Origin of the sequence: Enhydrobacter sp. (assembly GCF_030246845.1) — a bacterium.
Taxonomy (GTDB): domain Bacteria; phylum Pseudomonadota; class Alphaproteobacteria; order Reyranellales; family Reyranellaceae; genus Reyranella.
On sequence record NZ_CP126889.1, the window covers coordinates 5373166 to 5395738 of the forward strand.

A 22573-nucleotide genomic window follows, 5' to 3' on the forward strand; every position below is an offset into this window, starting at 1 on the left:
CCCCGGTTCGCTAAATGCTCGGCGCGAGCGAATCCAGCGGGAGACCGGCAGAGATGATCAAGACGCGTTTCACCGAGATGTTCGGCGTGCAGCATCCGATCGTGCAGGGCGGCATGCAGTGGGTCGGGCGCGCCGAGCTCACCTCGGCGGTCGCCAATGCCGGGGCGCTCGGCTTCCTCACCGGCCTCACCCAGCCGACGCCCGAGGATTTGCGCAAGGAGATCGAGCGCTGCCGCGAGATGACCGACAAGCCGTTCGGCGTGAACCTCACCATCCTGCCGACCCTGGTGCCGCGGCCCTATGACGAGTACATCGACGCGATCGTCGACTCCGGCATCAAGATCGTCGAGACCGCCGGCAACAATCCCAAGCCCTTCCTGCCCAAGCTGAAGGCGGCAGGCATCAAGGTGATCCACAAATGCACCTCGGTGCGCCACGGCATCTCGGCCGAGAAGGTCGGCGTCGACGCGATCTCGATGGACGGCTTCGAGTGCGCCGGCCACCCCGGCGAGGACGACGTCCCCAACCTCGTGCTGCTGCCCGCGGCGGCCAATGTCATCAAGATCCCGATGATCGCTTCGGGCGGCTTCGCCGACGCACGCGGCCTCGTCGCCGCGCTGGCGCTGGGCTGCGAGGGCATCAACATGGGCACGCGCTTCATGGCGACGAAAGAGGCGCCGATCCATCAGAAGGTGAAGGAGAAGATCGTCGCCTCCGACGAGCGCAGCACGGCGCTGATCCTGCGCACCATGCGCAACACCAGCCGCGTCTACGGCAACTCCGTCGCCAGGAAGGCGATCGAGATGGAAGGCGAAGGCAAGTCGATCGCCGAGATCGGCCCTCACATCGCCGGCGCCAAGGGCAGGATCGTCTACGAGACCGGCGATCTCGAGCACGGCATCTGGTCCGCCGGCACCTGCATGGGCCTGATCCACGACATCCCGACCTGCAAGGAGCTGGTCGAGCGCATCGTCGGCGAGGCCGAGGCGATGATCCGCGGCCGGCTCGCGCGGGCGATCGCGGCTTGATCCAGCATCGAGGAAAGATCCCTCGCTTTCGCTCGGGATGATACATCCTTCTTTCCTGTGTCATCCCGAGGCGAAGCCGAGGGATCTTTGCTTTGCGCGTCCTACACCAAATTGATCCGGCAGCCGCAGACCTCGACCTGGCCGACGCCGTGCTGCTTGTGGCGCTTCCTCGCCGCGGCGACGACGCGGTCGCGGTCGACCACGCGCACGTCGTAGGCCGAGACGCCGGGCCCGCGCTCGTCGGCGATGGGCACGAAGCGGACCTCGCCGTCGTCGTCGAGACGGATGATGTCGTCCTTCGCCGGGCGGTTCAGGATCCTCGACCATAGCGCCGCCGCCTTGTCGGGATCGACGCACTGGATCTCGACGCCGGCGAGGCCGTTGGTGACGTCCGAGCGCGCATGCTTCAGCCAGTCCCTGGCCGCGGGCGGCCACCAGAGCTTCGGATCGGTGCCGGCCGGCGCGACCGTCTGGTCGAGCGACAGCAGAACGCCCGCGGTGTCGGCCGGATGGAAGTGCGTGTACTTGTATTCCGGCTGGTCCTTCTGCTCGACCGCGCGCACGCCGAGCGCCGTCACGCGCTCGCGCTCGGCGACGGCGTCGGCCACCTGCAGGATCACCATGTAGCCGCCGTCGCCCTTGCGCCGCTCGATATAGCGGCCGGCCGAGGTGCCGTCGCGCGTCGGCGACACGATCTCGAGGAAATCGTGCCCCGTCGGGCAAACGACATTTGCCAGCCCCCACTTGGCCACGCCGGGATCGCGATAGGCGACCTCGAGGCCGAGCGTGTCGCAGAGCTCCTCGCGCGAGCTTTCGAGATCCCTGGCGACGAACACGCATTGCCGGAGCTTCATGGCCTGCCTCCCAATTCCTGGCGTCGCGGTCTATGCTAGCGCCATGCGGACCGTGGCGACCATGGCTTTCGTGGCAGCGGCCGCGCTCTCGTTCTGCTTCCCGAATTTCGTCGTCTTTCGCTTCGCCGAAGCCACGATCTGGGCGATCGCGCTTCTCGGCCTCGTGGTGCTGAGCGGCGTGAGCGGCCAGTTCACTTTCGCGCAGGCCGCGCTCTTCGGCATGGGCGGCTATGCGGCGGCGCTGCTCGTCAACCATACCGTGCTGCCGGTCTATCTCGCCCTCGTCGTGGCCCCGCTGGTGGGCTTCGCCGCGGGCTACGGGCTCGGCCGCGTGGCGGGCGGCCACAGCCTGTGGACGCAGGCGCTGATCGGCTATGCGCTGGCCATCGCCTTCCCGCAGCTCCTGCGCTGGCGTGTGATCGAGCGCTGGACCGGCGGCGTTCAAGGTCTGTCGGTCGACGCCTTCGCCTCGCCATTCGCGTTCCTGAGCAATGACCGCTGGTCCTTCCTGATCGCCCTGTCGCTGCTCGCAGGCGGCGTCTGGGTGGCGGCCAACCTCGTCGCCAGCCGCTCCGGCCGCGCCCTGATGGCCGCCCGCGACCACGATCTCGCCGCCGCGGCGCAGGGCGTCAACGTCGTCCATCTGCGCGCAGCGGCATCGGGCATGGCGGGTGCCTATCTCGCGCTCGCCGGCTGCCTGTCGGCCTGCCAGTTCGGCTTCGTCGGGCCGACCGCCTACAACTTCGCGCTCTCGGTCCAGATGCTGTTCGGCGTCATCGTGGGCGGCATGTATTCCCTTTGGGGCGCCGTCATCGGCGGGGTGGTGCTGGAATTCCTGCCGGGCGTCGTCGCGAGCTGGGGCAAGGGCCTGTCGGCACTGCTCTACGCCGCCCTGATGATCGCCGCCATCGTGGCGATGCCGAGAGGCATCGCGGGGGCGATCACGAAATTCAAAGTCTACGTGGCCAAAAGAGCGACCGTGTCATCCCGAACGCGGTGAGGGATCTTTGGCAATGCGATGAAAGATCCCTCGCGGCGCTCGGGATGACACGAGGTCAGTTCCCCTTGAACACCGGGGCGCGCTTCTCGACGAAGGCGCGGGCGGCTTCCTTGTGGTCGTTGGTCTCGCCGGTGCGGATCATGCGCGCGGCCTCGCTGTCGAGCGCCTCGGCGAGCGTCCCTTCCTCCGCGACCTTCATGTTCTTCTTCACGTGCCACCAGGCGACGCGCGGTCCCGCAGCGAGCTTCTTCGCGAAGGTCATGGTCTCGCTCTCGAGGTTCACATCCTCGATGACACGGTTGGCGAGCCCGAGCTTCTCCATCTGCTCGGCGTTCAGGATCTCGGCGGTGAAGTAGAGCTCGCGCGCCTTGGCCGTGCCGACCAGCTTGTGCAGGAAGTAGTGCGAGCCGAAATCGCCCGAGAAGCCGACTTTGGCGAAGGCGGTCGTCATGCGCGCGCTCTTCGCCGCGAAACGCATGTCGGCGGCCAGCGCGATCGAGAGGCCGGCGCCGGCGGCCACGCCGTTCACCATGGCGATGGTGGGCTTGCCCATCTCGTGCAGCAGCTCCGAGACGCGCATGCGCTCGCGCAGGTCGTGGACCTTGTCCTCGTAGGTCTTGTCCTGGTCGCGCCCGGCCGCCATCGACTTCACGTCGCCACCGGCGCAGAAGGCCTTGTCGCCCGCCCCCCGCACCACCACGCAGCCGATCTCGCGCGAGCCCGCCGCCTCCTCGAGCGAGGAGCTCAGCGCCGTCATCATGTCGCGGCTGAGTGCGTTCATGGCGTCGGGCCGGTTGAACGTGAGCTTCATCACGCCATCCTCGACGGACTTGAGAAGATCGGGCATGGGCTTCCTCCAGGATTGCGAATCGGGGTCGGGGCGGCGATGGTTTCGTAAACCACGCGGTCACGCAACGACATTCGGTCTTGCGTGGCGGAAATGCGAGAAGGAGCTCAGCGCATGACCCACGAGACGACCTACGAGGCCCTGCAGACCGATCTGGCGGACGGCGTCATGACCGTGACGCTCGACCGCCCGGACAAGCTCAATGCCTTCGACACGACGATGAGCCGAGAGCTGATCGACTTCTTCCAGCGCATGAACGCGATGGACGAGGTACGGGCGATCGTGGTGACGGGCGCCGGCCGCGCCTTCTGCGCCGGCGCCGACATCTCGGGCGGCTGCGGCGCCTTCAAGGTCTGGAACGACGGCAGCAAGCCGCAGAAGCGCGAGGCGAAGGACTCGATCACGCTCGCGATCTTCAACTGCCTGAAGCCGATCGTGGCGGCGATCAACGGCGCGGCGGTCGGCGTCGGCATCACCATGTGCCTGCCGATGGACATCCGCATGATGTCGACGAGCGCCAAGATCGGCTTCGTGTTCAAAAGGCGCGGCATGGCGATGGAGGCGGGCTCGTGCTGGTTCCTGCCGCGGCTGGTCGGCATGCAGCAGGCGCAGGAATGGGTGATGTCGGCCGAGCTGTTCGGCGCCGAGGAGGCGCTGAAGGGCGGTCTCGTGCGCTCCGTCCATGCGCCCGACGAGTTGCTGCCGGCCGCCCGCGCGCTGGCGCGCAAGTTTGCTGCCGGCAGCTCCTCCGCCGTCGCCGCCGCCGTCAATCGCCGGCTGATGTGGAGCATGTGGGGTGCACAGGATCCGCTCGACGCCGTCACGCTCGACCTGCAGTGCGTCGGCTACCTGGCCGCGAGCGCCGATGCGCAGGAAGGCATCCGCTCCTTCTTCGAGAAGCGTGCCCCCAACTTCCCGCTCAGACCCAGCAAGGACATGCCGCCGTTCGGACCGTGGGCGTGACGCTGAGGGACCGCACATCGGTGTCATGCCGAGCGCAGCGAGGGATCTTTGGTGGACGCCGCGAAAGATCCCTCACTTCGTTCGGGATGACACCATCATTGCAACGGTCAGATCTGCACGATCGAGCGGAGGTCGAAGTCGGAGCCGGGGCCCGGCGGATTCTCGCCGATGCGCAGGACCGTGTCCTTGACAAAACGATAGGGCGGCACGGGTAGGTTGTAGGGCGCCGGCACGCCCTTGAAGACGCGGGCCGCCAGATCGTAGCGCGAGCCGTGGCAGGGGCAGAAGAAGCCGCCCGGCCAGCTCGGGCCGAGATCGCCGCCGGGCGCCGCCCTGAGCTGCGGGATGCAGCCGAGATGCGTGCAGATGCCGACGACGACCAGGTATTCCGGTTTGATCGAGCGGTGCCAGTTCCTGGCGTATTCGGGCTGCTGGAGGACGGTGGAGTCCGGGTCGGCGAGCAGGTCGGTGTCGCGCGCCTGTCGCAGCATGTCGAGCGCGGCGGGCGTGCGATGCATGATGAAGATCGGCCGGCTGCGCCAGAGCACCGTGATCTGCTGGCCGCCCTGCACCTTCGAGATGTCGACATCGACGGGCGCGCCCGCCGCGATCACGTCGGCGGCGGGATTGAGAGAGTTTATGAAGGGCCAGGCGGTGGCGATGGCGCCGACCGCGGTCATGGCGCCCGCCGCCGCGAGCAGGAAGTCGCGGCGTGTCGCCTCGACGGGAGGGAACTTTTCGACCTGGTCTGTCATCTCAGCCATCGCTCGCATCAGACATCGGTCGCCGCCGGGCGACGGCAAGATGGTGTGATGTTCGGACGCGCGACTGCCTGCGACGCCGCCGCTCGACGGCGCCGGCAACCTTTTGCCGTTCCCCGCGTTCGCCGTGCCACGATACGAATTTCAGTCGCTATGACGGCTTGGAAGCCTGCCGCGTCGGGCGTCTAATGACGGCCTCGACGGAGGCCGCCCATGTCGCCGGACACCTCATCCCTCGCCGCTCCGCGTTCGGATCCTCTCTATGCCGCGCTCGAGGCGCGCATCCTGGACCGCGACCAGAAGGGCGCGAGCGAGGTCTACTACAAGCTGGCGAAGGACGGCCGGCCCCTGACCGAGATGCTGCGCGAGGGGGTGCGCATCCACGCGCCCTACACGCACGTGCCCTATCACGAGCGCCTCGACGACGGCTACGTGAACTTCGTCAACAACGACCATTGCCTGCTCAGCGCCCGCGCGACGCTGCATCTCTCCAGGATGCTGCCGGGCGCGGCGTCGGGCCTGCCGATGGCGCAGACCGTCTGGTACATCCCGACCGGCCTCGACATCTGGAACCAGAAGATCGGCAAGGCGCCGGGCCACTATTCGCGGGGATTGCAGGTGCCGGACGGCCCGCCGCCCGCACCGTTGGTCCACTGGCCCGACCAGGAGCCGCTCGCGCTCGACGGGCCGCTGAAGGAGCGGCTCGGCCGCTGGATGACGCTGGTGCATCGCGGCCAGGTGAGCGAGGCCTATCGCGTCTTCCTGGGTCTCATGGCCAACCCTGCCGAGCGGCGCGCCGCTCTGGCCGAGCTCGTCTTCGCCGGCCTGATCGACGTGCAGGACCGCGCATTCCAGAACCGCTCCTACACCACCGGCCACAAATCTTTCCGCGCCCGTGCCACCGTCGAGCTGGGCGAGGCGATTGGCTGGGCGGCCGCCCACGACGTGCTCTATGCCGGCGCGCTCGACATCGCCGTCGGCCCGCGCTGGTACTCGCTCTACGAGAGCGCCTGCAACGCGGTCACCGTCTATCTCGAAGGCCAGGTGCTGCATGCCGTGCCCTATGCCGGCACGACCGGGCAGGAGCGCGCCCTGCTTGCCAGCAGGACGGCGCTCGACAAGGCCGAGTCGGAGGCGCTGGTCGAGGTCACGCTGCGCGCGCCCGAGCCCGGCTATCTCCTCGAGGTCACGAAGCTCCTGAAGGCCGGCAGGGATCCGCGCTCGATCCTCGACGCGTTGCAGATCGGCGCCGCGCAGGTCGTGCTGGAGACGCACAGCGAGCTCAACTTCTCCCTGCCGCAGCACTGCTACGAGTACGTGAACACGCTCGGCTGGTTCTGGGACACCTTCGACCATCCGCAACGCATCAAGCTGCTCTATCTCGCCGCCGCCTACCTCAACCAGAACGCCTTCCACCAGAAGCTGACCGGCGACCTGCTGCCGCCGCGCATCGAGAGGCCGTCGAACGTCGAAGGCTTCGACGCCGACCGGCTGGCGGCCGCCGTCGAGGCGGCGACATTGGCGCTCGATGCGCCCAAGGCGGTGGGCTGGACGCAGGCCTATCTCGACAGTGGACACGACCGCGCGCCGCTGGTGCGCGCTCTGGCGCTGGCGGCCAGCCGGCTGGGCAACGATCCCCACAACCAGGAGATCGTGCTCTGCCTGCTCGAGGATTATGCCAAGAACCGCAGTCCCGACCGCGACCGCCTGCTCCTCGCCGCCGCGCAGCACACCGCCCGTCACCGCAAGTACGGCGACCCGCTCGACTGCAGCCACCGGTTCGGGAAGGCGATGGGGATAGCCTCGCTCTTGTGAAAGATCCCTCGCTGTCGCTCGGGATGACACGATCTTCGGACCAGCGATGATGTGTCATCCCGAGGCGAAGCCGAGGGATCTCGTGGCCCGGCGTGACACGGCAGATGCCTGATGTAGGCTGGCCCCATGAAAGCGATGATGTGCGAGAGATGGGGTGGGCCGGAGGATCTCCGGCTGCGCGACGTCGCGCGGCCAGCCCTGAAGCCGGGGCAGGTGCGGATCCAGGTGCGCGCGGCGGGCGTGAGCTTTGCCACGACGCTGGTGATCGCCGGCAAGTACCAGCGCAAGCCGCCGCTGCCCTTCGCGCCGGGCACCGAGGTCTCGGGCGTGGTGATCGACGCCGATCCCGCCTGCAGGCGCGTGAAGGTCGGCGACGAGGTCGTGGCCGTGCTCGACTGGGGCGGGCTCGCCGAGGAAGCCGTGGCGCACGAGGTGAACGTATTCCCCAAGCCGGCCAATGTGGGCTTCGTCGAGGCGATCCAGCTCGCCATCTCCTACCCGACCTCGGCCGCCGCCCTCACCTGGCCCTCCGTTCTCGACCTCAGGGAGGGCCAGACGCTGCTGGTGCATGCGGCGGCGGGCGGCGTCGGCGTGGCCGCGGTCGAGATCGGCAAGATCCTGGGCGCGACCGTGATCGCGACCGCCGGCGGCACGCGCAAGGCGGCGTTCGCCCGGACACACGGCGCCGATCACGTGATCGACTACGGCACGCGCGACTTCCGCACGGAGGTCCTGAAGCTCACCGCCGGCCGCGGCGTCGATCGCGTCTACGATCCGGTGGGCGGCGATGTGTTCACGCAGTCGCTGCGCTGCCTGGCGGTCGAGGGCCGCATCTGCCCGATCGGCTTCGCCGGCGGCGCGATCCCGCAGGTGCCGGCCAACATCCTGCTGGTGAAGTCGATCGCGGTGATGGGCTTCAACTACGGCTACTATGTCGGCTGGAGCCCGCACGACGCGCGCTTCGAGCAGGCCGGACGAACCTTCGCGCTGATGGAGCGTATCCGCGCCTGGTGCGAAGCGGGCCGATGCCGGCCGCATGTCGACCGGACCTTCCGGCTGGACGAGGCGGCCGCCGCCCTGCAGGCGCTGCTGGAACGCAGCGTCACCGGACGTGTGGCCGTCGTCATGGACGCCTGAGGAACGGAGACCGGCGGCATCGGCAATCATTCCGCCTGGAGGCCAGCGATGACACTGCTGCTCAATATCGATGTGCCCGATGTCGAGACGGGCGTCCGCTTCTACACGACGGCGTTCGATCTGAAGGTCGGCCGCCGGTTCGGCATGGATTTCGTCGAGCTGCTGGGCTGGCCCGCCACGGTCTATCTCCTGACCAAGAAGGCGGGCACCGTGGGCGCGGGCGGCGATCTGCGGCGCTATGACAGGCACTGGACGCCGGTCCATGCCGACATCGTCGTCGACGATGTGGAGGCCGCCGTCGCGCGCGCCGTCGCCGCGGGCGCGACGCTCGAGGCGCCGGCCAGGGACGCCGCCTACGGAAGAATCGCCATGCTCGCGGATCCGTTCGGCCACGGCTTCTGCCTGCTCCAGTTCAACCGGCAAGGCTACGACGCCCTTCTCGCCCCCTGAGGCGGCCGCGAGGCATGACGCTCGAGATCCTGGAGCAGGCAATACGCGAGAGGCGCTGCGTCACCGGCCGCCACAAGGACGGCGAACGGCATTTCGCCCCGCACGCGATCGGCTTCAAGGCGGACGGCACGCCGGCGGCCTTCGTGTTCCAGTACGGCGGCGAGACGTCGAGCCGGTTGCCGCCGCGCGGCGAGTGGCGATGCCTGGACCTGCCGGATCTGTCGGACCTGCGCCTCAACGACGACCGCTGGCGCACCTTCTCCAACTACAGCCTCGCGCGGCAGACCTGCCTGGCCGAGATCGCGCTGTCGGTACCCGAACGGCCTACTTCTTCGTGAGCGTGCCGCCGAACTTGCAGTAGCCGTCGAGGACCACGGTGCTGTCGCCTTCCTTCAGCGAGCCGATGACGTCCATCGTGCCGCCGCCGCCGACCTCGGCTTTGGTTCTGAACGCGCGGTCGGCGCCGAGCGCCGCCTCGAAATGCCGCTCGGGGCGTCCCTGCTGCTGGAAGCGGCCGGTCACCTTGCTGCCCTCCAGCGTGACATCGATGGTCATCTTGTAGGTCGGGCATTTCGAGCTGCCCTGCACGTTGGTGCCCATGCCGGTCCAGCTATAGGCCACCGGCTGCGCCTGCGCCGCGCCAGCCAGCGCCAGCACTGCCCCCGCCATCACGACAATCCCTCGCATGGCTCCTCCCCTCTCTTCTGATCGACGAAGAAGAGTACGCCACTTTGGCCGTGACGACAGCGATCTTGGAATCGCGTCATCCCCGGAATGACACAGAATGTGAAAGCTAGAAGAACGCCTGGATGGCCTTCAGCACGGCATCGGGCCTTTCCTGGCCGACGGCGTGGCCGGCCTTGGCGACCTTGACCAGCTTCGACCCGGGGATCGCCTTCCTGAAAGCCTCGCCATAGACGGGCGGAATCAGCGCATCCTCCTGGCCCCAGACGATCAAAGTCTTGGCGATGACGCGATGGAGCCGCTGGGCCAGCCCGCGGTCGGGGATGGGGAAGAGGATCTTGCCCGCCATGCCCAGCCGCCGCGCGTTGGTGACCAGGAACTGCTTGAGGAACTCCGGATCGTTCATGTCGCCGCCGCCAGCGGTCATGAGCTTCTTGCCGGCCTCGGCGTCGTGGAACAGGAGCGCCGGCAATTCGTAGGGCAGCTTGGAGAAGATATCGACGACGGGATGGTCGTCGAGCCACAGCCCGGCGGGCGCGAGCAGGCAAAGCTTCGCGACCTCGGTGCGGGCGATCGCCGCCATCTCCGCCGCGATCATGCCGCCCATCGAATGGCCGACCACGATCGGCGCCTCGAGCTCGAGCTTCGCCATCGCGTCGAGCGTGTGCAGCGTGAAGTCGAGCATGTCGCGCAGTCCATCCTCGCCGTCCGACCGGCCGTAGCCCGGCAGCAGCGGCGCCGCGACCCGGTACTTCGTGGCCAGCGCGGCGAGCAACGGGTCGTTCAGCATGTGCCCGCCGGCGCCATGCAGGAACAGGAGATCGCGCCCCTTCCCTGCCTCCGCCACCTCGATGCGCATGCCCGAGGGTTTGAGGGTGATGAGTCTCGACTTCATGCGGACCGCGGGCATCTTGCCCGCCTCATGAGCGGGCCGGAGGCCCGCGGTCCAGAAGAAAAAAGCCGGCTCATTCGGCAGCGACCTTCAGCTCGACGCGCTCGTTCATGGGATGGATCCAGAAGCGATCGTCGTGGTTGTTCCATTCGGGCCACAGGTTGCGCAGGTGCGGCATCACCTTCTCGGCGAAGAGCTTGGTCGAATGGCGCACCTTGTCGTCCGGCATGTCGCCGACATGCAAGAGGCAGAAGATGTTGCCCACGCGCAGGCTCCGGATCAGCTCCTCCATCTGCTGGCGCACGGTCTCGGGCGAGCCCGCCACGACATAGCGGTTCTCCGTCAGGTCCTTCCAGGTCATGTTGGGATAGTCGCGGCCGGACTGGGTGAACTGCGACAGCGCGCCGGTCTGGATGGTCTTGATGGTGCGATAGCCCGGCGCATCGGCGAAGCCTGGATAGACGTGCAGGCAGCGATTGTAGAAGTAGCTCACATGCGGGCCGTAGAGCCGCTCCGCCTCGGAGTCGGTGTCGGCGACGCAGATCACCTGCGCGAAGCCCGCACGGTAAGGCGATTCGTCCGCCTTCCGCTCCGCCACCCGCTTCCAGTAGCCCTCCATCAGGAGCTTGGCGCGCAGATAGCCCGAGTAGCTCAGGTAGGAATAGGAATAGGTGTTGTCGAGGCAGAAGTCGTAGGTCTCGACCGAGCCGCCGCCGGGAATGAAGATCGGCGGCGCCGGCCGCTGGATCGGCTTGGGCCAGCAGTTCACGTAGCGCAGCTTGGTGTAGCGGCCGTTGAAGGCGAACGGCTCGTCGGCAGCCCACGCCTTGCGGATCAGCTCGTGCGCCTCGGCATACTTCTCGCGGGTGAGCGCGGGGATCGTGCCGTAGGCGTAGTTGGTGTCCATCGAGGTGCCGACGGGGAAGCCCGCGACCAGCCGGCCGCCCGACAGCACGTCGAGCATGGCGAACTCCTCGGCCACGCGCAGCGGCGGATTGTAGAGCGCGATCGAGTTGCCCAGTACCACCAGCGCCGCCTTCGAGGTGCGGCGCGTCAGCGTCGCCGCCATGATGTTGGGCGACGGCATCAGCCCGTAGGCGTTGGCGTGGTGCTCGTTCACGCCGATGCCGTCGAAGCCCACGCTCTCGGCGAATTCGAGCTGGTCGAGATACCGGTGATAGACGCTATGCCCGCGCTCGGGCTCGTACATGCGGTTGGGGAGGTCGACCCAGACCGAGCGGTGCTTCTGCCGGAAGTCGTCCGGCATGTACGGCCAGGGCATCAGATGGAACCAGGTGAATTTCATGGTCGTCGCCTTCCGTTCCTCCGCGCTATGGTGGCGCAGGAGCACCGGACACGCCATGCAAAACCGCTTCATCGATCTCTACAGCGATACCAAGACCAAGCCCTCGCCCGGCATGCGAAAGGCGATGGCCGAGGCGGAGGTGGGCGACGAGCAGAAGTTCGAGGACCCCACCGTCGAGCGCCTGCGCGAGCGCGTCTGCGAGCTCCTGGGCAAGGAGGACTCGGTGTTCCTGCCGAGCGGGACGATGGCCAACCAGATCGCGATCCGCGTGCACTGCCGGCTGGGCGACGAGGTGATCGCCGACCGCACCGCGCACATCTTCAATTCGGAGTCGGGCGGACCGGCGGCGAACGCCGGCGTGATGATCCGCACCGTCGAGGGCGCGCACGGCGTCTTCACCGGCGACCAGCTCAAGGCGGCGCTGCGCGATCCCGCCATCCGCAACGCGCCGCGCTCGCGTCTGGTCTCGGTCGAGAACACCTCGAACGGCGGCTTCGGCACGGTCTGGCCGCTCGACACCCTGAAAGGCGTGACCAAGGTGGGCCGAGCCGCCGGCGTGGCCATGCACATGGACGGCGCGCGGCTCGCCAATGCCTGCGTGAAATCGGGCACGCGCCCGAGCGACTACGCCGCCTGCGTCGACTCGCTCTGGCTCGACTACACCAAGGGGCTGGGCGCGCCGGTCGGCGCGACCCTCGCCGGCTCGAAGGAGTTCATCAGGGAGGCGTGGCGGCAGAAGCAGATGCTGGGCGGCTCGATGCGCCAGTCGGGCATCATCGCCGCCGCTGCCCTGTGGGCGCTCGACCACAACTGGAATCGCCTCGCCGAGGACCACGCGAATGCGCAGCGCCTCGCCGAAGGCATCGCCAACATCAAGGGGCTCGAGATCGACGTGCCGCGCATGGAGACCAACCTCGTCTTCTTCGAGGTGAGGAAGCAGGGCTGGACGGCGGCCAAGCTGGTCGATGCCTGCCGCAAGCGCGGCGTCGGCCTCGGCGCCAGCACCGCGACCCGCATCCGCGCCGTCACCCACCTCGACGTCACCCGCACCGACATCGACACGGCGCTCGCGGTGATCAACGAGGTGATGGCGGCGTGATGATGGTTTCGATTTCATTCTCCTCTCCCCCGCTAGGGGGAGAGGGACACGAGAAACCCGCCCGGATCGGCCAGCCGATCACCCGGCGCGAGGATCGGCGGTTCCTCACGGGGCGCGGGCGCTATGCGGCCAACACGGCGTCGGCCGAGGCGCTGGCCGTGCTGTTCGTGCGCTCGCCGCACGCGCATGCGCGCATCGCCGGCATCGACAAGAAGGCAGCGCTCGCCGCGCCGGGCGTCGCGGCGATCTACAGTGCCGAAGACACGGCCGCCGACAGGCTCGGCCATCTGCCGGCCATCAGCGAGATCAAGGATGCCGAGGGCCGGCGCCATCGCGAGCCGCCGCATCTGCCGATGCCGGTGGGCAAGGTGCGCCATGTCGGCGATATCGTGGCGATGGTCGTGGCCGGAACGCTCGACCAGGCGCGCGACGCCGCCGAGCTGCTGGCGATCGACTACGAGGAACTGCCGGCCGTCGTGACGGTGGCACAGGCGCTCGCGCCCGGGGCGCCGCTGCTGCACGAGGAGGCGCCGGGCAACCTCATGTGCCGCTGGAGCCGGGGCGATGCGGCCGCGACCGATGCCGCCTTCGCCGGGGCCGCGCACGTCACCAAGCTCGCGATCCGCTCGCCGCGCCAGATCGTGCACTATCTGGAGCCGCGTTCGGCCTGGTCGGCCTACGACGACGCCGACGACGTCGTCACCCTCACACTTTCCTCCCAGGGCGTGCAGATCCCGCACCGGCTGCTGTGCGAGCACGTGCTGGGCGTGCCCAGGGACAAGCTCAGGCTGATCACCGAGGATGTGGGCGGCGGCTTCGGCCCGAAATATCCGCTCTATACCGAGGCGGCGCTGATCGCCTGGGCGACGCGCAAGCTCGGCCGCGGCCTGCGCTGGAGCTGCGAGCGCTCCGAGCTCGCGATCGCCGACACCCATGCCCGCGATCTCGTCGCCTCGGCCGAGCTGGCGCTCGACGCGGACGGCCGGTTCCTCGGCGTGCGCGTGAAGGCCGAGGCCAATTTCGGCGCCTATGTGTCGATGTTCGCGCCCTCGATCCCGACCACCGGCCTCGCCAAGGTGATCTCCGGCCTCTATCGCATCCCGGCGATCCGCGTCGACTTCGACTGCGCCTTCACCAACACCGTGCCGGTCGATGCCATCCGCGGCGCCGGAAAGCCGGAAGCGCTGTTCCTGCTCGAGCGGCTGGTCGATCTCGCCGCCCACGAGACCGGGCGCACCCCGGCCGAGCTGCGCCGGCTCAACCTGCTGAAGCCCGAGGACATGCCCTACAAGGCGGCGACCGGCTACACCTACGACGCGGCCGATTGCGTGCGGCTGTTGGAGGCCGCGCTCGGGGCCGCCGACGAGCCCGGCTTCGCCGCGCGGCGCGCCGAAAGCGAGGCGCGGGGGCTGAGGCGCGGCCTCGGCCTCTCCTGCCACCTGCACGGAACCGGCGGCATCGCCGACGAGCACACGATCGTGCATGTCGAGGCCGAGCGGCTGGTCGCCAAGGTCGGCACGCAGAGCCAGGGCCAGGGGCACGAGACGGTGTTCGCGCAGATCCTGTCGGCCGCGCTCGGCGTGCCGGTCGAGAGGATCGAAATCCGTCAGGGCGACACGGGCACGATTCCCCATGGCGGCGGCACCGGCGGTTCCTCCTCCACCATCATCAGCGGCACCACGCTCAGGCGCGCCGCCGACGTCGTGATCCAGCGCGGCCGCGATCTCGCCGCCGAGCGGCTGGAGACGGCGCCGCAGGACATCGCCTTCCGTGACGGCGTCTTCGAGGTTGTCGGCACCGACCGGCGCATCGGGCTGTTCGAGCTGGCGGCGTGGCGGCCGTTCGACGGCGACGCCGTGTTCGCCGACAAGATCGAGTCCTATCCGACCGGCGTCATGGTCTGCGAGGTCGAGGTCGATCCCGAGACCGGCGAAACCCGGATCGACCGCTTCACGGCGGTGGCCGACTGCGGCGTGGTGGTCAATCCGCGGCTGCTCGCGGGACAGATGCATGGCGGCATGACACAGGGCACCGGCAATGCGCTGATGGAGGAAGCGGTCTACGACGAGGCGACCGGCCAGCTCCTGACCGGCACCCTGATGGACTATGCCCTGCCGCGCGCCGACGAGGTGCCGAATTTCCATGTCGAGACCATCGGCACGCCCTCGCCCAACAACTTCATGGGCTTCAAGGGCGTGGGCGAGCTGCCGGCCAACGGCGCCCCGGCCGCCGTCGCCAACGCCGTGCTCGATGCCCTGCATCCGCTCGGCGTGCGCCACCTCGACATGCCGCTCACGCCGCACAAGGTGTGGCGGGCATTGCGGCAAAGGCCCTGATCCAGATCAAGGCGGCCAATGTCGCGTGCGGCGACATGGGACCATGTCACGAGCAGCCCGCCACGTCCTGATTCTGAACGGCCACCCCGATGCCAGGAGCAAAGGTCTCTGTCACGCTCTCGCCGAAGCCTATGCCGAGGGCGCACGCCAGGCCGGCAGGTCCGTGCAACGGATCGATGTTGCCGGACTCGACTTCGGTTTCGTCGCCTCGCAGGCCGAATTCGAGAAAGGCACGCCGCCAAGCGCTGTCGTCTGCGCACAGGAGCAGATCCGGCGGGCCGACCATATCGTCGTGATCTTTCCGCTCTGGCTCGGCGACATGCCGGCAAAACTCAAGGCCTTTCTCGAGCAGGCGTTGCGGCCGGGCTTCGCCTTCACCTACCGGCCGAGCGGATTTCCGATCAAGCATCTCAAGGGAAAATCCGCCCGGATCATCGTCACCATGGGCATGCCGGCGTTCGTCTATCGCTGGTTCTTCCGGGCGCACGGACTCAAGAACCTCGAGCGCAACATCCTGCGCTTCGTCGGATTCTCGCCGGTCCGCGCCACCCTGCTCGGCAGCGTCGGCAGCAGCGGCAAAGCGGCCATCGAGCGGCGCCTGGCAGAGGTCAGGGAACTCGGCCGACGCGGTCTTTAGCGCTCGGCGAGCCGTCGCAGGGCCGCGGCGATGGCATCGCGCGTCGCGGACGGCTGCTCGGCGATGGCCCTGGCGAGCAGGCCGAGCTCGGCGCGCAGCGTGTGGACCTGGTCGACGAGCCCCATCACCGTCTCGGCGGTATCGTCATCGAGGCCGATATCGTCCACCAGCTCGGCCAGCAGCTGCGCGCGCGCCACGTCGATCGGCTCGAAGCGCCAGGCCTCGGCCGCCCCTGCCGGACGCAACAGCCCGCGCGCCACCCAGCGCTCGACATGGATCACGGTGAGGCGCCGGTTCAGCCGCAGGAGCTCGTCGAGGCTCGTCATGTGAAGGACTCCATCGCCTTGCGCGGGTCGTAGGCGCGGCCGGCCTCCCACGACTGCAGGAACTCTTTCAGCTTGTCGTCGGGCTGGTCGGGCAGGACGACCTTGAGCTTCACGTACTGGTCGCCCCGCTGCCCCGACTTGCGGTCGAGCAGCCCGCGGCCCTTGAGCCGCAGCGATGCGCCGGTGTTCGAGCCCGCCGGCACGTTCAGCATCACCGGCCCGCCGACCGTCGGCACCCGCACCTTGCCGCCCAGCACCGCCTCGCTGAGCGTCACCGGCAGGTCGACGTGGATGTCGTTGTCGCGCGCCTCGAAGAAGGCATGCGGCTGCACGCGGATCTCGACATAGGCATCGCCCGCCGGCCGGCCCTTGGAGCCCGGCATGCCCTGCCCCTTCAGCCTGAGCGTCTGGCCGTCGGTCGCGCCCTCGGGAATGTCGATGTCGAGCGTGCGCCCGTTCGGCAGGTTCACCCGCTGCTTGCCGCCGCGCGCCGCCACCAGGAACGGCACCGAAAGCGTGTAGGTGACGGGCAGGCCGCTCATGTCGAAGCCTTCGAAGCTCTCGCCTCCCCCACCGCCGGCGCCGAAGTCGAAGCCGCGGCGCTGGCCGAACATCTCGGAGAAGATGCCGCCCATGTCGACGAATTCCTCCTGGCCGCCCGAGCGGCGGTACTTGGCGCCGCCCATGCCGCCGGCCTGATCGCGGTAGAAGCCGCGCGGCGGCATCTCCTGGCCGCTGGCGTCGATCTCGCCCGCGTCGAAGCGCCGGCGCTTTTCGGCATCGGACAGCAGGTCGTTGGCCTGGGCGATCTCCTTGAATTTCGCTTCGGCGACCTTGTCGCCCGGGTTGAGGTCGGGATGGTGCTTCTTGGCGAGCTTGCGGAAGGCCTTGCGGATCTCGTCCTCCGAGGCCGTCCGAGGCACGCCCAGCACCTCGTAGGGGTCTTTCATGCCGCAGGATGTCGTGATGTTTCAGGCAGTTGCAAGGCCTCTGTGCTGCAGCGCGTCGGCGAACAGCCGGTATTTCACCGCGTCCACCGACAGCTCGCGACCCCAGTTCACGAGGTCGCGCCACGGATCGTTGAGCTTGCCGAGGCCGGAGACGACGGCCACCACCGTGCCGAGCTGGAGGCGGTCGTCGAGCACGAACAGGCCGCCCACGCCCAGGGCCACGGCGACCGCGAGATGGTGCATGAAGTTCATGGCGAGGTTCATGCTGAACTTGATCCTGTAGATACCCATGTTCAGCGCAAAGACACGCTCGATGCGGTCCTCCTCCGGCGCGCCGCTCTCGACGATGTCGCCGCCGACGTGGCGGATGGTGCGGATGCGGGCGCCGGCGCGGCGATTGATGGCGCGCTGCATCGGCGGGACGAACAGCATCTGCGGACCCAGCAGACCGAGGCTCAGCACCAGCGTCCACGGCTCGATATAGGCCATGTAGCCCACCACGCTGACCAGGGTGCCGAGCTGCATCAGCGGCTCGGAGATCGCCATACCGACGAAGCCGCCGATCGGCTCGGCCTCGGCCACCACCATCGCCGCATGCGTGCCGGTCTCGCCGTCGTCCCTGGCCGGTGCAGGATTGGCTGCCGCGGGTTCGCCCTCGTCCAGCGTGCACAGCGTCTTGCGCAGGGTGCGGACCGCATCCTCGCTCACCCAGCTACGATAGACATTCAGCGCGAGCTTCAGCCCCTGCTCGAGAAGCGCCACGGCGACATAGGCCAGCGCGAGCCAGAGGATGGTCCTTCCCGAGCCGCTCTTGATGGCGTCGTTGACGATCCGCCGCTGCAGCTCGAGCGGCACCGAGCTCAGCCCGAAGACGCCCGCCGCCAGCACGGCCAGGCCGACCTGATGCCGACCGGAGCAGCGCACCACGTAGCCCATCAAGGTCTGCGGCAGGGCCGGACATTCCATCGCAATGGAACGCCGGACGCCGGCACCTGTTCCCCTGGCGACGGTGCCCGCTGGCGGGATTTCCTCGCGAAACGCTTGCTTTCAGCTCATGGCGTCACTGGAGTTCGCGTCATCCCGAGCCGACGACGAGAGATCTTTCGCCACGCCGAGCAAAGGTCCCTCGCTTACGCTCGGGATGACACCGAAGTGTTGCACTGAGGCCTACAGGCCCAGCACCGCCTTGGCGATGATGTTGCGCTGGATCTCGTTGGAGCCGGCATAGATGGTCGCCGCCCGGTTGTTGAGATAGAGCGGCATGGCGGTGATGCCCCAGTCGGGCGCGACGGTCGGCTCGTTGTGGCCCAACAGGCGTGCCTCGGGCTCGAACGGCGCGGCGTACCAGGCCAGCGCCTCAACGCCCAGATGATCGATCGCCTGCAGGGTCTCGCTGCCGCGGATCTTCATCTGCGAGGAGACGGCGCCGGGATTGCGGCCCTTGCTGAGGTCGGACAGGACCTGCAGCTCGATCATCTCCAGCGCCTGGACCGCGAGGTCCGCCTCCGCCAGGCGGCGGGCGAAGCCCGGTTCGTCGGCGAGTCGCCCCGAGCCGTCGGCCGCCTCCTCGCGCGCGATGCGGCGCACATCCTCCAGGCGGGCGTGGAGATTCGGGGTGTAGGCGTCGCCACCGCGCTCGAACTCCAGCAGGTACTTGGCCACCGTCCATCCGGCATTCTCGGGCCCGATGCGGTTGGCGACCGGAGTGCGCACCTTGTCGAAGAACACCTGGTTGACCTCATGGTCGCCGGCCAGGGTCACGATCGGCTTCACGGTGAGGCCGGGCCGGTCCATCGAATCGATCAGCACGAAGGAGATGCCATCCTGCGGCTTGCCCTCGGTCGAGGTTCGCACGAGACAGAACATGCGGTTGGCGACATGCGCGCCGGTCGTCCAGATCTTGGTGCCGTCGATCACGTAGTCGTCGCCGTCGCGCACCGCGCGCGTCCTGAGGCTCGCGAGATCGGAGCCGGAGCCGGGCTCGGAGTAGCCCTGGCAGAAGGTGATGTCGCCCGACACGATGCCCGGCAGGTACTTCGCCTTCTGCTCGGGCGTGCCGAACTTCATGATGACGGGGCCGACCATGCGGATGCCCATGCTGAAGACGCGCGGCGCGTCGGCGGCGGTGCATTCGCGCGCGAAGATGTAGCGCTGGGTGGCGGTCCAGCCCGTGCCGCCGTATTCGGCCGGCCAGGTCGGCGCCGACCAGCCGCGCCGCGCCAGCACCTTGTGCCATCGCAGCCCGGCTGAAAATTCGGCGAACACGCCGCCCGTCTTGCGGCCGGCCTCGCGCAGGTCGTCGCTGAGATTCTCATCGAGGAACCGGCGCACCTCGGTCCGGAAGGCCTCGTCCTCGGGGCCAAGCGACAGATCCATTGCCATCCTCCCGCGTTCGTGACCGCAGGCTAGCGGCGGGCGGCGGCGGACGTCCAGCCAGCCGGTGGCCCGGGAAGCCGTCTGGCGGTATGGTTCCCTGTCGTCGACAGTCGATGCGGAGACGCCATGCGCTATCTCGCTTGTCTGTTCGTCCTGCTCCTCACCGCCCTTCCTGCCGTCGCGCAGGAGAAGAAGGAGGTCGACGTCGCGCTGGCGCTCGCCATCGACATCTCCGGCAGCATCGACCCCGAGGAGGCCAGGCTGCAGCGCGAGGGCTACGTGAAGGCGTTCCGCGATCCGGCAGTCGTGCGCGGCATCCTGGACGGGCCGAACGGGCGCATCGCCATCGCCTATTTCGAATGGTCGGACTCCTGGATGCAGAAGCTCCTGATCGACTGGACGCTGCTCGACAGCGAAGCCACGATCAAGGCGTTCGCCGACCGGCTCGACAACGAGCCGATCTCGATCGCGCGGCGCACCTCGATCAGCGGCGCGATCCACTACGCCGTGAGCCTGTTCGCCCGCAGCCGCTACGACGCCGACAGCAAGGTGCTCGACATCTCGGGCGACGGCTCGAACAACGACGGCGTCCTGGTCACCGACGCGCGCACGGAAGCGCTGAAGCGGCGCATCGCGATCAACGGCCTGCCGATCATCAACGACCGGCCCAACCCGTTCGGCTTCCCCGCCGAGCCCGACCTCGACCAGTACTACCTGCACTGCGTGACGGGCGGCCCGCACTCGTTCGTCGAGGTGGCGAAGAGCTTCGACGACTTCCCCCGCGCCGTGCGCAAGAAGCTCCTGCAGGAGGTGGCGCGCCGGCCGCTGCCCGACGGCACCCGCTTTGCGCAGGCCGGCCGGCCACAGGTCGGCGGCGAGGAAGAGGATTACACGCGCTTCGTGCGCCCGGGCTACCCGCCCGGCTGCGACGTCGGCGAACGCCGCTCGCGCGAGTTCTGGCAACGCCGCTTCGGCACCACGCCGGACTGATCCGCGGTAAGGCTGTGTCATCCCGAGCGCAGCGAGGGATCTTTCGCGCGCTCCTCCGAGTTCTCATCGGAGCGCGCAACTCCAGTTGCGCTCATCCGGCCCATGTGACGCGGTCCTATGCGGGGGTTTTTTCCGGCCGGATCACGGCCAGGGCGAGGAGCCGCGTGGCGGCGAAATCGAGGAAGGCATCGACCTTGGGCGCGCGATGGGCGCGGTCCTTGGTCACGAGCTGCACCGGCAGCGGCGGCGGTTCGTGGCGGCGGAAGAGGCGCACGAGGCTGCCGGCCGCGAGATCGTCCGCCGCCTGGTACGACAGAAGCTGCGTGATGCCGCGGCCGGCGCGCGCCGCCCGCAGCCGGGTCTCGACATCGTCGACCCGCAGCCTGCCCCGCAGCCGGCGCGGCGCGGCGGTCCTTGCACCGGCGAAGCGCCAGTCCGGCGCGGTGACGCCGAGGATGACGTCGTGCGCGGCGAGATCGGCCGGCGTGCGCGGCGTGCCGCGCTTGCCGAGATAGCCGGGGCTTGCGACCCACAGCCGCCGCACCTCGCCCACCGGCCGCGCGATCAGCGACGAATCGGGCAGGTGCCCGATGCGCACGGCGACGTCGATCGCCTCGTCGATCAGGTCGAGATTGCGATCGCCCAGCAGCAGCTCGACCTCGACATCGGCGAAGCGGTCGAGGAAGCGCGTCACGATCGGCACGACGTGACGCCGGCCGAACTGCACGGGCGCGGTGAGACGCAGCACGCCGCGCACCGGCGTGGAGGCGACGCCCGCCATCGAGGCCTCGTACGCGCCCAGCACCGTACGGGCGCGCTCGACGAGCAGGCGGCCCGCCTCGGTGGGCGCGAGCCGCCGCGTCGTGCGGTCGATCAGCCGGACGCCGACGCGATCCTCCAGCGCGGCCAGCGCGCGCGTCACGGCCGGCGGCGAGCGGCGCAGCCGCCGTGCGGCGCGCGCGAGGCTTCCCTCCTCGACGATCCTCACGAACAGGGCGAGTTCATCCAGACGGTCCATGCCACTCTTCCTGATTATGGAATGATGATTTCAGTCCTAGACCAATTATTTCCCGGCAGGAAAGGCGCATATCAGGGTCATGGAGAACTCCCCCTTCCACGTCGACGAGCTGGCCGCCCAGTCGCTCGCCCGCCAGAGCAGCCCGGGTACCGGCATCCGTGCCTTCATGCCCGACCAGCATCGCAGCTTCTTCGGACTCCTGCCCTATCTCTTCGTCGCCACCGCCGATGCCGGCGGCTGGCCGGTGGCGTCCGTGCTGCACGGCGCGGCGGGCTTCGTCCATTCGCCCGATCCCGTGACGCTGCGCATCGATGCGCTCCCCGCCGCCGACGATCCGTCGGCAGCCGGCCTGCAGGCGGGCCGCGAGGTCGGGCTGCTGGGCATCGACTTCACGACCCGCCGGCGCAATCGCGCCAACGGCCGGGTGGCGGTGCTAGACGGGCGCGGCATCACCGTCGCGGTGGCGCAGAGCTTCGGGAACTGCGCGAAGTACATCCAGACGCGCCGGCCGACGGCCCGCCCGCGCGCCGCGGCGCCGATCGAACGGTTGAGCGGCCTCGACGGGGAAGCGCGCCGGCTGATCACGGCCGCCGACACCTTTCTCGTCGCCAGCCGCTCGCGCGACGCCATCGAACGGGCGGGCGGGCTCGATGTCTCCCATCGCGGCGGACGGCCGGGCTTCGTCGAGGTGCGCGGCGATACGCTCGTCGTTCCCGACTTCCGCGGCAATCGCTACTTCAACACGCTCGGCAACCTGCTGGGCGAACCGCGCGCCGGCCTGCTGTTCGTCGATTTCGCGACCGGCGAGCTGCTGCAGCTCCAGGGCAGGGTGGCAATCGACTGGAGCGATCACGCTGCGGCGCGGATCGGGGGCGCCGAGCGAAGCTGGCAGGTCGAGGTCAAGCGCGCCTGGCGCCGGCCGCAGGCCCTGCCCTTCGACTGGACCTTCGACGAATACGCCCCGACGACGCTCGCGACCGGTGTGTGGGACTCACTCCCAGGTTCCCCTTTCTCCGTAACTCGTGTTATTCCGAGCGAGGCGAGGAATCCTCGATCGGCGCCGGCCAAAGATCCCTCGCTGCGCTCGGGATGACACTGCTCGAA

Annotated in this window: 23 protein-coding genes; 12 read left to right on the forward strand and 11 right to left on the reverse strand. The window is 68.7% G+C overall.

Annotation, left to right across the window (positions count from 1 at the left end):
* Nucleotides 1-53 precede the first annotated feature (53 nt).
* Nucleotides 54-1028, forward strand: a complete 975-nt coding sequence (locus OJF58_RS26695; protein WP_300780931.1) for a nitronate monooxygenase — start codon at nucleotides 54-56, stop codon at nucleotides 1026-1028.
* Between the two features lie 101 nt (nucleotides 1029-1129).
* Here OJF58_RS26695 and OJF58_RS26700 read toward each other — a convergent pair whose 3' ends face one another.
* Complete coding sequence (locus tag OJF58_RS26700; protein WP_300780932.1) at nucleotides 1130-1882, reverse strand: VOC family protein; 753 nt, start codon at nucleotides 1880-1882, stop codon at nucleotides 1130-1132.
* Between OJF58_RS26700 and OJF58_RS26705 the strand changes: the two genes are divergently transcribed.
* Complete coding sequence (locus OJF58_RS26705) at nucleotides 1881-2882, forward strand: branched-chain amino acid ABC transporter permease (RefSeq protein WP_300780933.1); 1002 nt, start codon at nucleotides 1881-1883, stop codon at nucleotides 2880-2882. The genes OJF58_RS26700 and OJF58_RS26705 overlap by 2 nt on opposite strands.
* A gap of 55 nt (nucleotides 2883-2937) precedes the next feature.
* On the opposite strand, the gene OJF58_RS26710 is transcribed toward OJF58_RS26705, so the two are convergent.
* Complete coding sequence (locus OJF58_RS26710) at nucleotides 2938-3729, reverse strand: enoyl-CoA hydratase (protein WP_300780934.1); 792 nt, start codon at nucleotides 3727-3729, stop codon at nucleotides 2938-2940.
* 114 nt (nucleotides 3730-3843) lie between these two features.
* Here OJF58_RS26710 and OJF58_RS26715 point away from each other — a divergent pair, with 114 nt between their 5' ends.
* Nucleotides 3844-4692 carry an enoyl-CoA hydratase-related protein gene (locus tag OJF58_RS26715; RefSeq protein WP_300780935.1) on the forward strand — a complete coding sequence of 283 codons (849 nt, stop codon included), beginning with the start codon at nucleotides 3844-3846 and terminating at the stop codon, nucleotides 4690-4692.
* A gap of 107 nt (nucleotides 4693-4799) precedes the next feature.
* Here OJF58_RS26715 and petA read toward each other — a convergent pair whose 3' ends face one another.
* Nucleotides 4800-5456 (reverse strand): ubiquinol-cytochrome c reductase iron-sulfur subunit, encoded by a 657-nt coding sequence (gene petA / locus OJF58_RS26720; protein ID WP_300780936.1) that lies wholly within the window; start codon nucleotides 5454-5456, stop codon nucleotides 4800-4802.
* 210 nt (nucleotides 5457-5666) lie between these two features.
* Between petA and OJF58_RS26725 the strand changes: the two genes are divergently transcribed.
* The 4 genes from OJF58_RS26725 (at nucleotide 5667) to OJF58_RS26740 (ending at nucleotide 9193) form a co-directional block, all read left to right on the forward strand.
* Nucleotides 5667-7268 carry a hypothetical protein gene (locus OJF58_RS26725; protein WP_300780937.1) on the forward strand — a complete coding sequence of 534 codons (1602 nt, stop codon included), beginning with the start codon at nucleotides 5667-5669 and terminating at the stop codon, nucleotides 7266-7268.
* Between the two features lie 126 nt (nucleotides 7269-7394).
* Nucleotides 7395-8405: an NADPH:quinone oxidoreductase family protein gene (locus tag OJF58_RS26730; RefSeq protein WP_300780938.1), complete on the forward strand. Its 1011-nt coding sequence runs from the start codon at nucleotides 7395-7397 to the stop codon at nucleotides 8403-8405.
* A 48-nt stretch (nucleotides 8406-8453) separates the two neighbouring features.
* Entirely contained in the window at nucleotides 8454-8855 is a 402-nt protein-coding gene (locus OJF58_RS26735) for a VOC family protein (protein WP_300780939.1), read from the forward strand.
* A gap of 14 nt (nucleotides 8856-8869) precedes the next feature.
* Nucleotides 8870-9193: a hypothetical protein gene (locus OJF58_RS26740; RefSeq protein WP_300780940.1), complete on the forward strand. Its 324-nt coding sequence runs from the start codon at nucleotides 8870-8872 to the stop codon at nucleotides 9191-9193.
* Here the strand turns inward: OJF58_RS26740 and OJF58_RS26745 are convergent.
* The 3 genes from OJF58_RS26745 to OJF58_RS26755 all read right to left on the reverse strand — a co-directional run bounded on the left by OJF58_RS26745 (nucleotide 9180) and on the right by OJF58_RS26755 (nucleotide 11737).
* The gene (locus OJF58_RS26745) at nucleotides 9180-9542 is read right to left on the reverse strand and encodes a hypothetical protein (RefSeq protein ID WP_300780941.1); all 363 of its coding nucleotides are present in this window, start codon (nucleotides 9540-9542) and stop codon (nucleotides 9180-9182) included. The two genes, OJF58_RS26740 and OJF58_RS26745, sit on opposite strands and share 14 nt — an antisense overlap.
* Nucleotides 9543-9648: 106 nt before the next feature.
* The gene (locus OJF58_RS26750) at nucleotides 9649-10449 is read right to left on the reverse strand and encodes an alpha/beta hydrolase (RefSeq protein WP_300780942.1); all 801 of its coding nucleotides are present in this window, start codon (nucleotides 10447-10449) and stop codon (nucleotides 9649-9651) included.
* 55 nt (nucleotides 10450-10504) lie between these two features.
* On the reverse strand, nucleotides 10505-11737 hold the full coding sequence (locus tag OJF58_RS26755; RefSeq protein WP_300780943.1) for an LLM class flavin-dependent oxidoreductase: 1233 nt from the start codon (nucleotides 11735-11737) through the stop codon (nucleotides 10505-10507).
* Nucleotides 11738-11792: 55 nt separating this feature from the next.
* Between OJF58_RS26755 and OJF58_RS26760 the strand changes: the two genes are divergently transcribed.
* The 3 genes from OJF58_RS26760 to OJF58_RS26770 are packed head-to-tail and all read left to right on the forward strand — an operon-like array spanning nucleotide 11793 to nucleotide 15809.
* Nucleotides 11793-12836 (forward strand): threonine aldolase family protein, encoded by a 1044-nt coding sequence (locus OJF58_RS26760; RefSeq protein ID WP_300780944.1) that lies wholly within the window; start codon nucleotides 11793-11795, stop codon nucleotides 12834-12836.
* Nucleotides 12836-15172, forward strand: coding sequence for a xanthine dehydrogenase family protein molybdopterin-binding subunit (locus tag OJF58_RS26765; protein WP_300780945.1), 2337 nt, complete (start codon nucleotides 12836-12838; stop codon nucleotides 15170-15172). Before OJF58_RS26760 ends, OJF58_RS26765 begins: the two co-directional genes overlap by 1 nt.
* Before the next feature lie 43 nt (nucleotides 15173-15215).
* Nucleotides 15216-15809, forward strand: coding sequence for an NAD(P)H-dependent oxidoreductase (locus tag OJF58_RS26770; RefSeq protein WP_300780946.1), 594 nt, complete (start codon nucleotides 15216-15218; stop codon nucleotides 15807-15809).
* Here OJF58_RS26770 and OJF58_RS26775 read toward each other — a convergent pair.
* The 4 genes from OJF58_RS26775 to OJF58_RS26790 form a co-directional block, all read right to left on the reverse strand.
* Nucleotides 15806-16135 (reverse strand): chaperone modulator CbpM, encoded by a 330-nt coding sequence (locus tag OJF58_RS26775; protein ID WP_300780947.1) that lies wholly within the window; start codon nucleotides 16133-16135, stop codon nucleotides 15806-15808. The genes OJF58_RS26770 and OJF58_RS26775 overlap by 4 nt on opposite strands.
* Nucleotides 16132-17085 carry a J domain-containing protein gene (locus OJF58_RS26780; RefSeq protein ID WP_300780948.1) on the reverse strand — a complete coding sequence of 318 codons (954 nt, stop codon included), beginning with the start codon at nucleotides 17083-17085 and terminating at the stop codon, nucleotides 16132-16134. Before OJF58_RS26780 ends, OJF58_RS26775 begins: the two co-directional genes overlap by 4 nt.
* Before the next feature lie 21 nt (nucleotides 17086-17106).
* Nucleotides 17107-18051: an ABC transporter ATP-binding protein gene (locus tag OJF58_RS26785; RefSeq protein ID WP_300780949.1), complete on the reverse strand. Its 945-nt coding sequence runs from the start codon at nucleotides 18049-18051 to the stop codon at nucleotides 17107-17109.
* Between the two features lie 201 nt (nucleotides 18052-18252).
* The gene (locus tag OJF58_RS26790; protein ID WP_300780950.1) at nucleotides 18253-19461 is read right to left on the reverse strand and encodes an acyl-CoA dehydrogenase family protein; all 1209 of its coding nucleotides are present in this window, start codon (nucleotides 19459-19461) and stop codon (nucleotides 18253-18255) included.
* 126 nt (nucleotides 19462-19587) lie between these two features.
* On the opposite strand from OJF58_RS26790, the gene OJF58_RS26795 reads away from it, so the two are divergent.
* Entirely contained in the window at nucleotides 19588-20451 is an 864-nt protein-coding gene (locus OJF58_RS26795) for a DUF1194 domain-containing protein (RefSeq protein WP_300780951.1), read from the forward strand.
* A gap of 115 nt (nucleotides 20452-20566) precedes the next feature.
* Here OJF58_RS26795 and OJF58_RS26800 read toward each other — a convergent pair whose 3' ends face one another.
* Nucleotides 20567-21469 (reverse strand): LysR family transcriptional regulator, encoded by a 903-nt coding sequence (locus OJF58_RS26800; RefSeq protein WP_300780952.1) that lies wholly within the window; start codon nucleotides 21467-21469, stop codon nucleotides 20567-20569.
* A gap of 79 nt (nucleotides 21470-21548) precedes the next feature.
* Here OJF58_RS26800 and OJF58_RS26805 point away from each other — a divergent pair, with 79 nt between their 5' ends.
* Nucleotides 21549-22562, forward strand: coding sequence for a pyridoxamine 5'-phosphate oxidase family protein (locus OJF58_RS26805; RefSeq protein WP_300780953.1), 1014 nt, complete (start codon nucleotides 21549-21551; stop codon nucleotides 22560-22562).
* Nucleotides 22563-22573 lie beyond the last annotated feature (11 nt).

Coding starts and splice junctions, on each gene's coding strand:
- OJF58_RS26695 (WP_300780931.1), top strand. CDS start 54: ATGATCAAGACGCGTTTCACCGAGATGTTCGGCGTGCAGCATCCGATC.
- OJF58_RS26705 (WP_300780933.1), top strand. CDS start 1,881: ATGGCCTGCCTCCCAATTCCTGGCGTCGCGGTCTATGCTAGCGCCATG.
- OJF58_RS26700 (WP_300780932.1), bottom strand. CDS start 1,882: ATGAAGCTCCGGCAATGCGTGTTCGTCGCCAGGGATCTCGAAAGCTCG.
- OJF58_RS26710 (WP_300780934.1), bottom strand. CDS start 3,729: ATGCCCGATCTTCTCAAGTCCGTCGAGGATGGCGTGATGAAGCTCACG.
- OJF58_RS26715 (WP_300780935.1), top strand. CDS start 3,844: ATGACCCACGAGACGACCTACGAGGCCCTGCAGACCGATCTGGCGGAC.
- petA (WP_300780936.1), bottom strand. CDS start 5,456: ATGGCTGAGATGACAGACCAGGTCGAAAAGTTCCCTCCCGTCGAGGCG.
- OJF58_RS26725 (WP_300780937.1), top strand. CDS start 5,667: ATGTCGCCGGACACCTCATCCCTCGCCGCTCCGCGTTCGGATCCTCTC.
- OJF58_RS26730 (WP_300780938.1), top strand. CDS start 7,395: ATGAAAGCGATGATGTGCGAGAGATGGGGTGGGCCGGAGGATCTCCGG.
- OJF58_RS26735 (WP_300780939.1), top strand. CDS start 8,454: ATGACACTGCTGCTCAATATCGATGTGCCCGATGTCGAGACGGGCGTC.
- OJF58_RS26740 (WP_300780940.1), top strand. CDS start 8,870: ATGACGCTCGAGATCCTGGAGCAGGCAATACGCGAGAGGCGCTGCGTC.
- OJF58_RS26745 (WP_300780941.1), bottom strand. CDS start 9,542: ATGCGAGGGATTGTCGTGATGGCGGGGGCAGTGCTGGCGCTGGCTGGC.
- OJF58_RS26750 (WP_300780942.1), bottom strand. CDS start 10,449: ATGCCCGCGGTCCGCATGAAGTCGAGACTCATCACCCTCAAACCCTCG.
- OJF58_RS26755 (WP_300780943.1), bottom strand. CDS start 11,737: ATGAAATTCACCTGGTTCCATCTGATGCCCTGGCCGTACATGCCGGAC.
- OJF58_RS26760 (WP_300780944.1), top strand. CDS start 11,793: ATGCAAAACCGCTTCATCGATCTCTACAGCGATACCAAGACCAAGCCC.
- OJF58_RS26765 (WP_300780945.1), top strand. CDS start 12,836: ATGATGGTTTCGATTTCATTCTCCTCTCCCCCGCTAGGGGGAGAGGGA.
- OJF58_RS26770 (WP_300780946.1), top strand. CDS start 15,216: ATGTCACGAGCAGCCCGCCACGTCCTGATTCTGAACGGCCACCCCGAT.
- OJF58_RS26775 (WP_300780947.1), bottom strand. CDS start 16,135: ATGACGAGCCTCGACGAGCTCCTGCGGCTGAACCGGCGCCTCACCGTG.
- OJF58_RS26780 (WP_300780948.1), bottom strand. CDS start 17,085: ATGAAAGACCCCTACGAGGTGCTGGGCGTGCCTCGGACGGCCTCGGAG.
- OJF58_RS26785 (WP_300780949.1), bottom strand. CDS start 18,051: ATGGAATGTCCGGCCCTGCCGCAGACCTTGATGGGCTACGTGGTGCGC.
- OJF58_RS26790 (WP_300780950.1), bottom strand. CDS start 19,461: ATGGATCTGTCGCTTGGCCCCGAGGACGAGGCCTTCCGGACCGAGGTG.
- OJF58_RS26795 (WP_300780951.1), top strand. CDS start 19,588: ATGCGCTATCTCGCTTGTCTGTTCGTCCTGCTCCTCACCGCCCTTCCT.
- OJF58_RS26800 (WP_300780952.1), bottom strand. CDS start 21,469: ATGGACCGTCTGGATGAACTCGCCCTGTTCGTGAGGATCGTCGAGGAG.
- OJF58_RS26805 (WP_300780953.1), top strand. CDS start 21,549: ATGGAGAACTCCCCCTTCCACGTCGACGAGCTGGCCGCCCAGTCGCTC.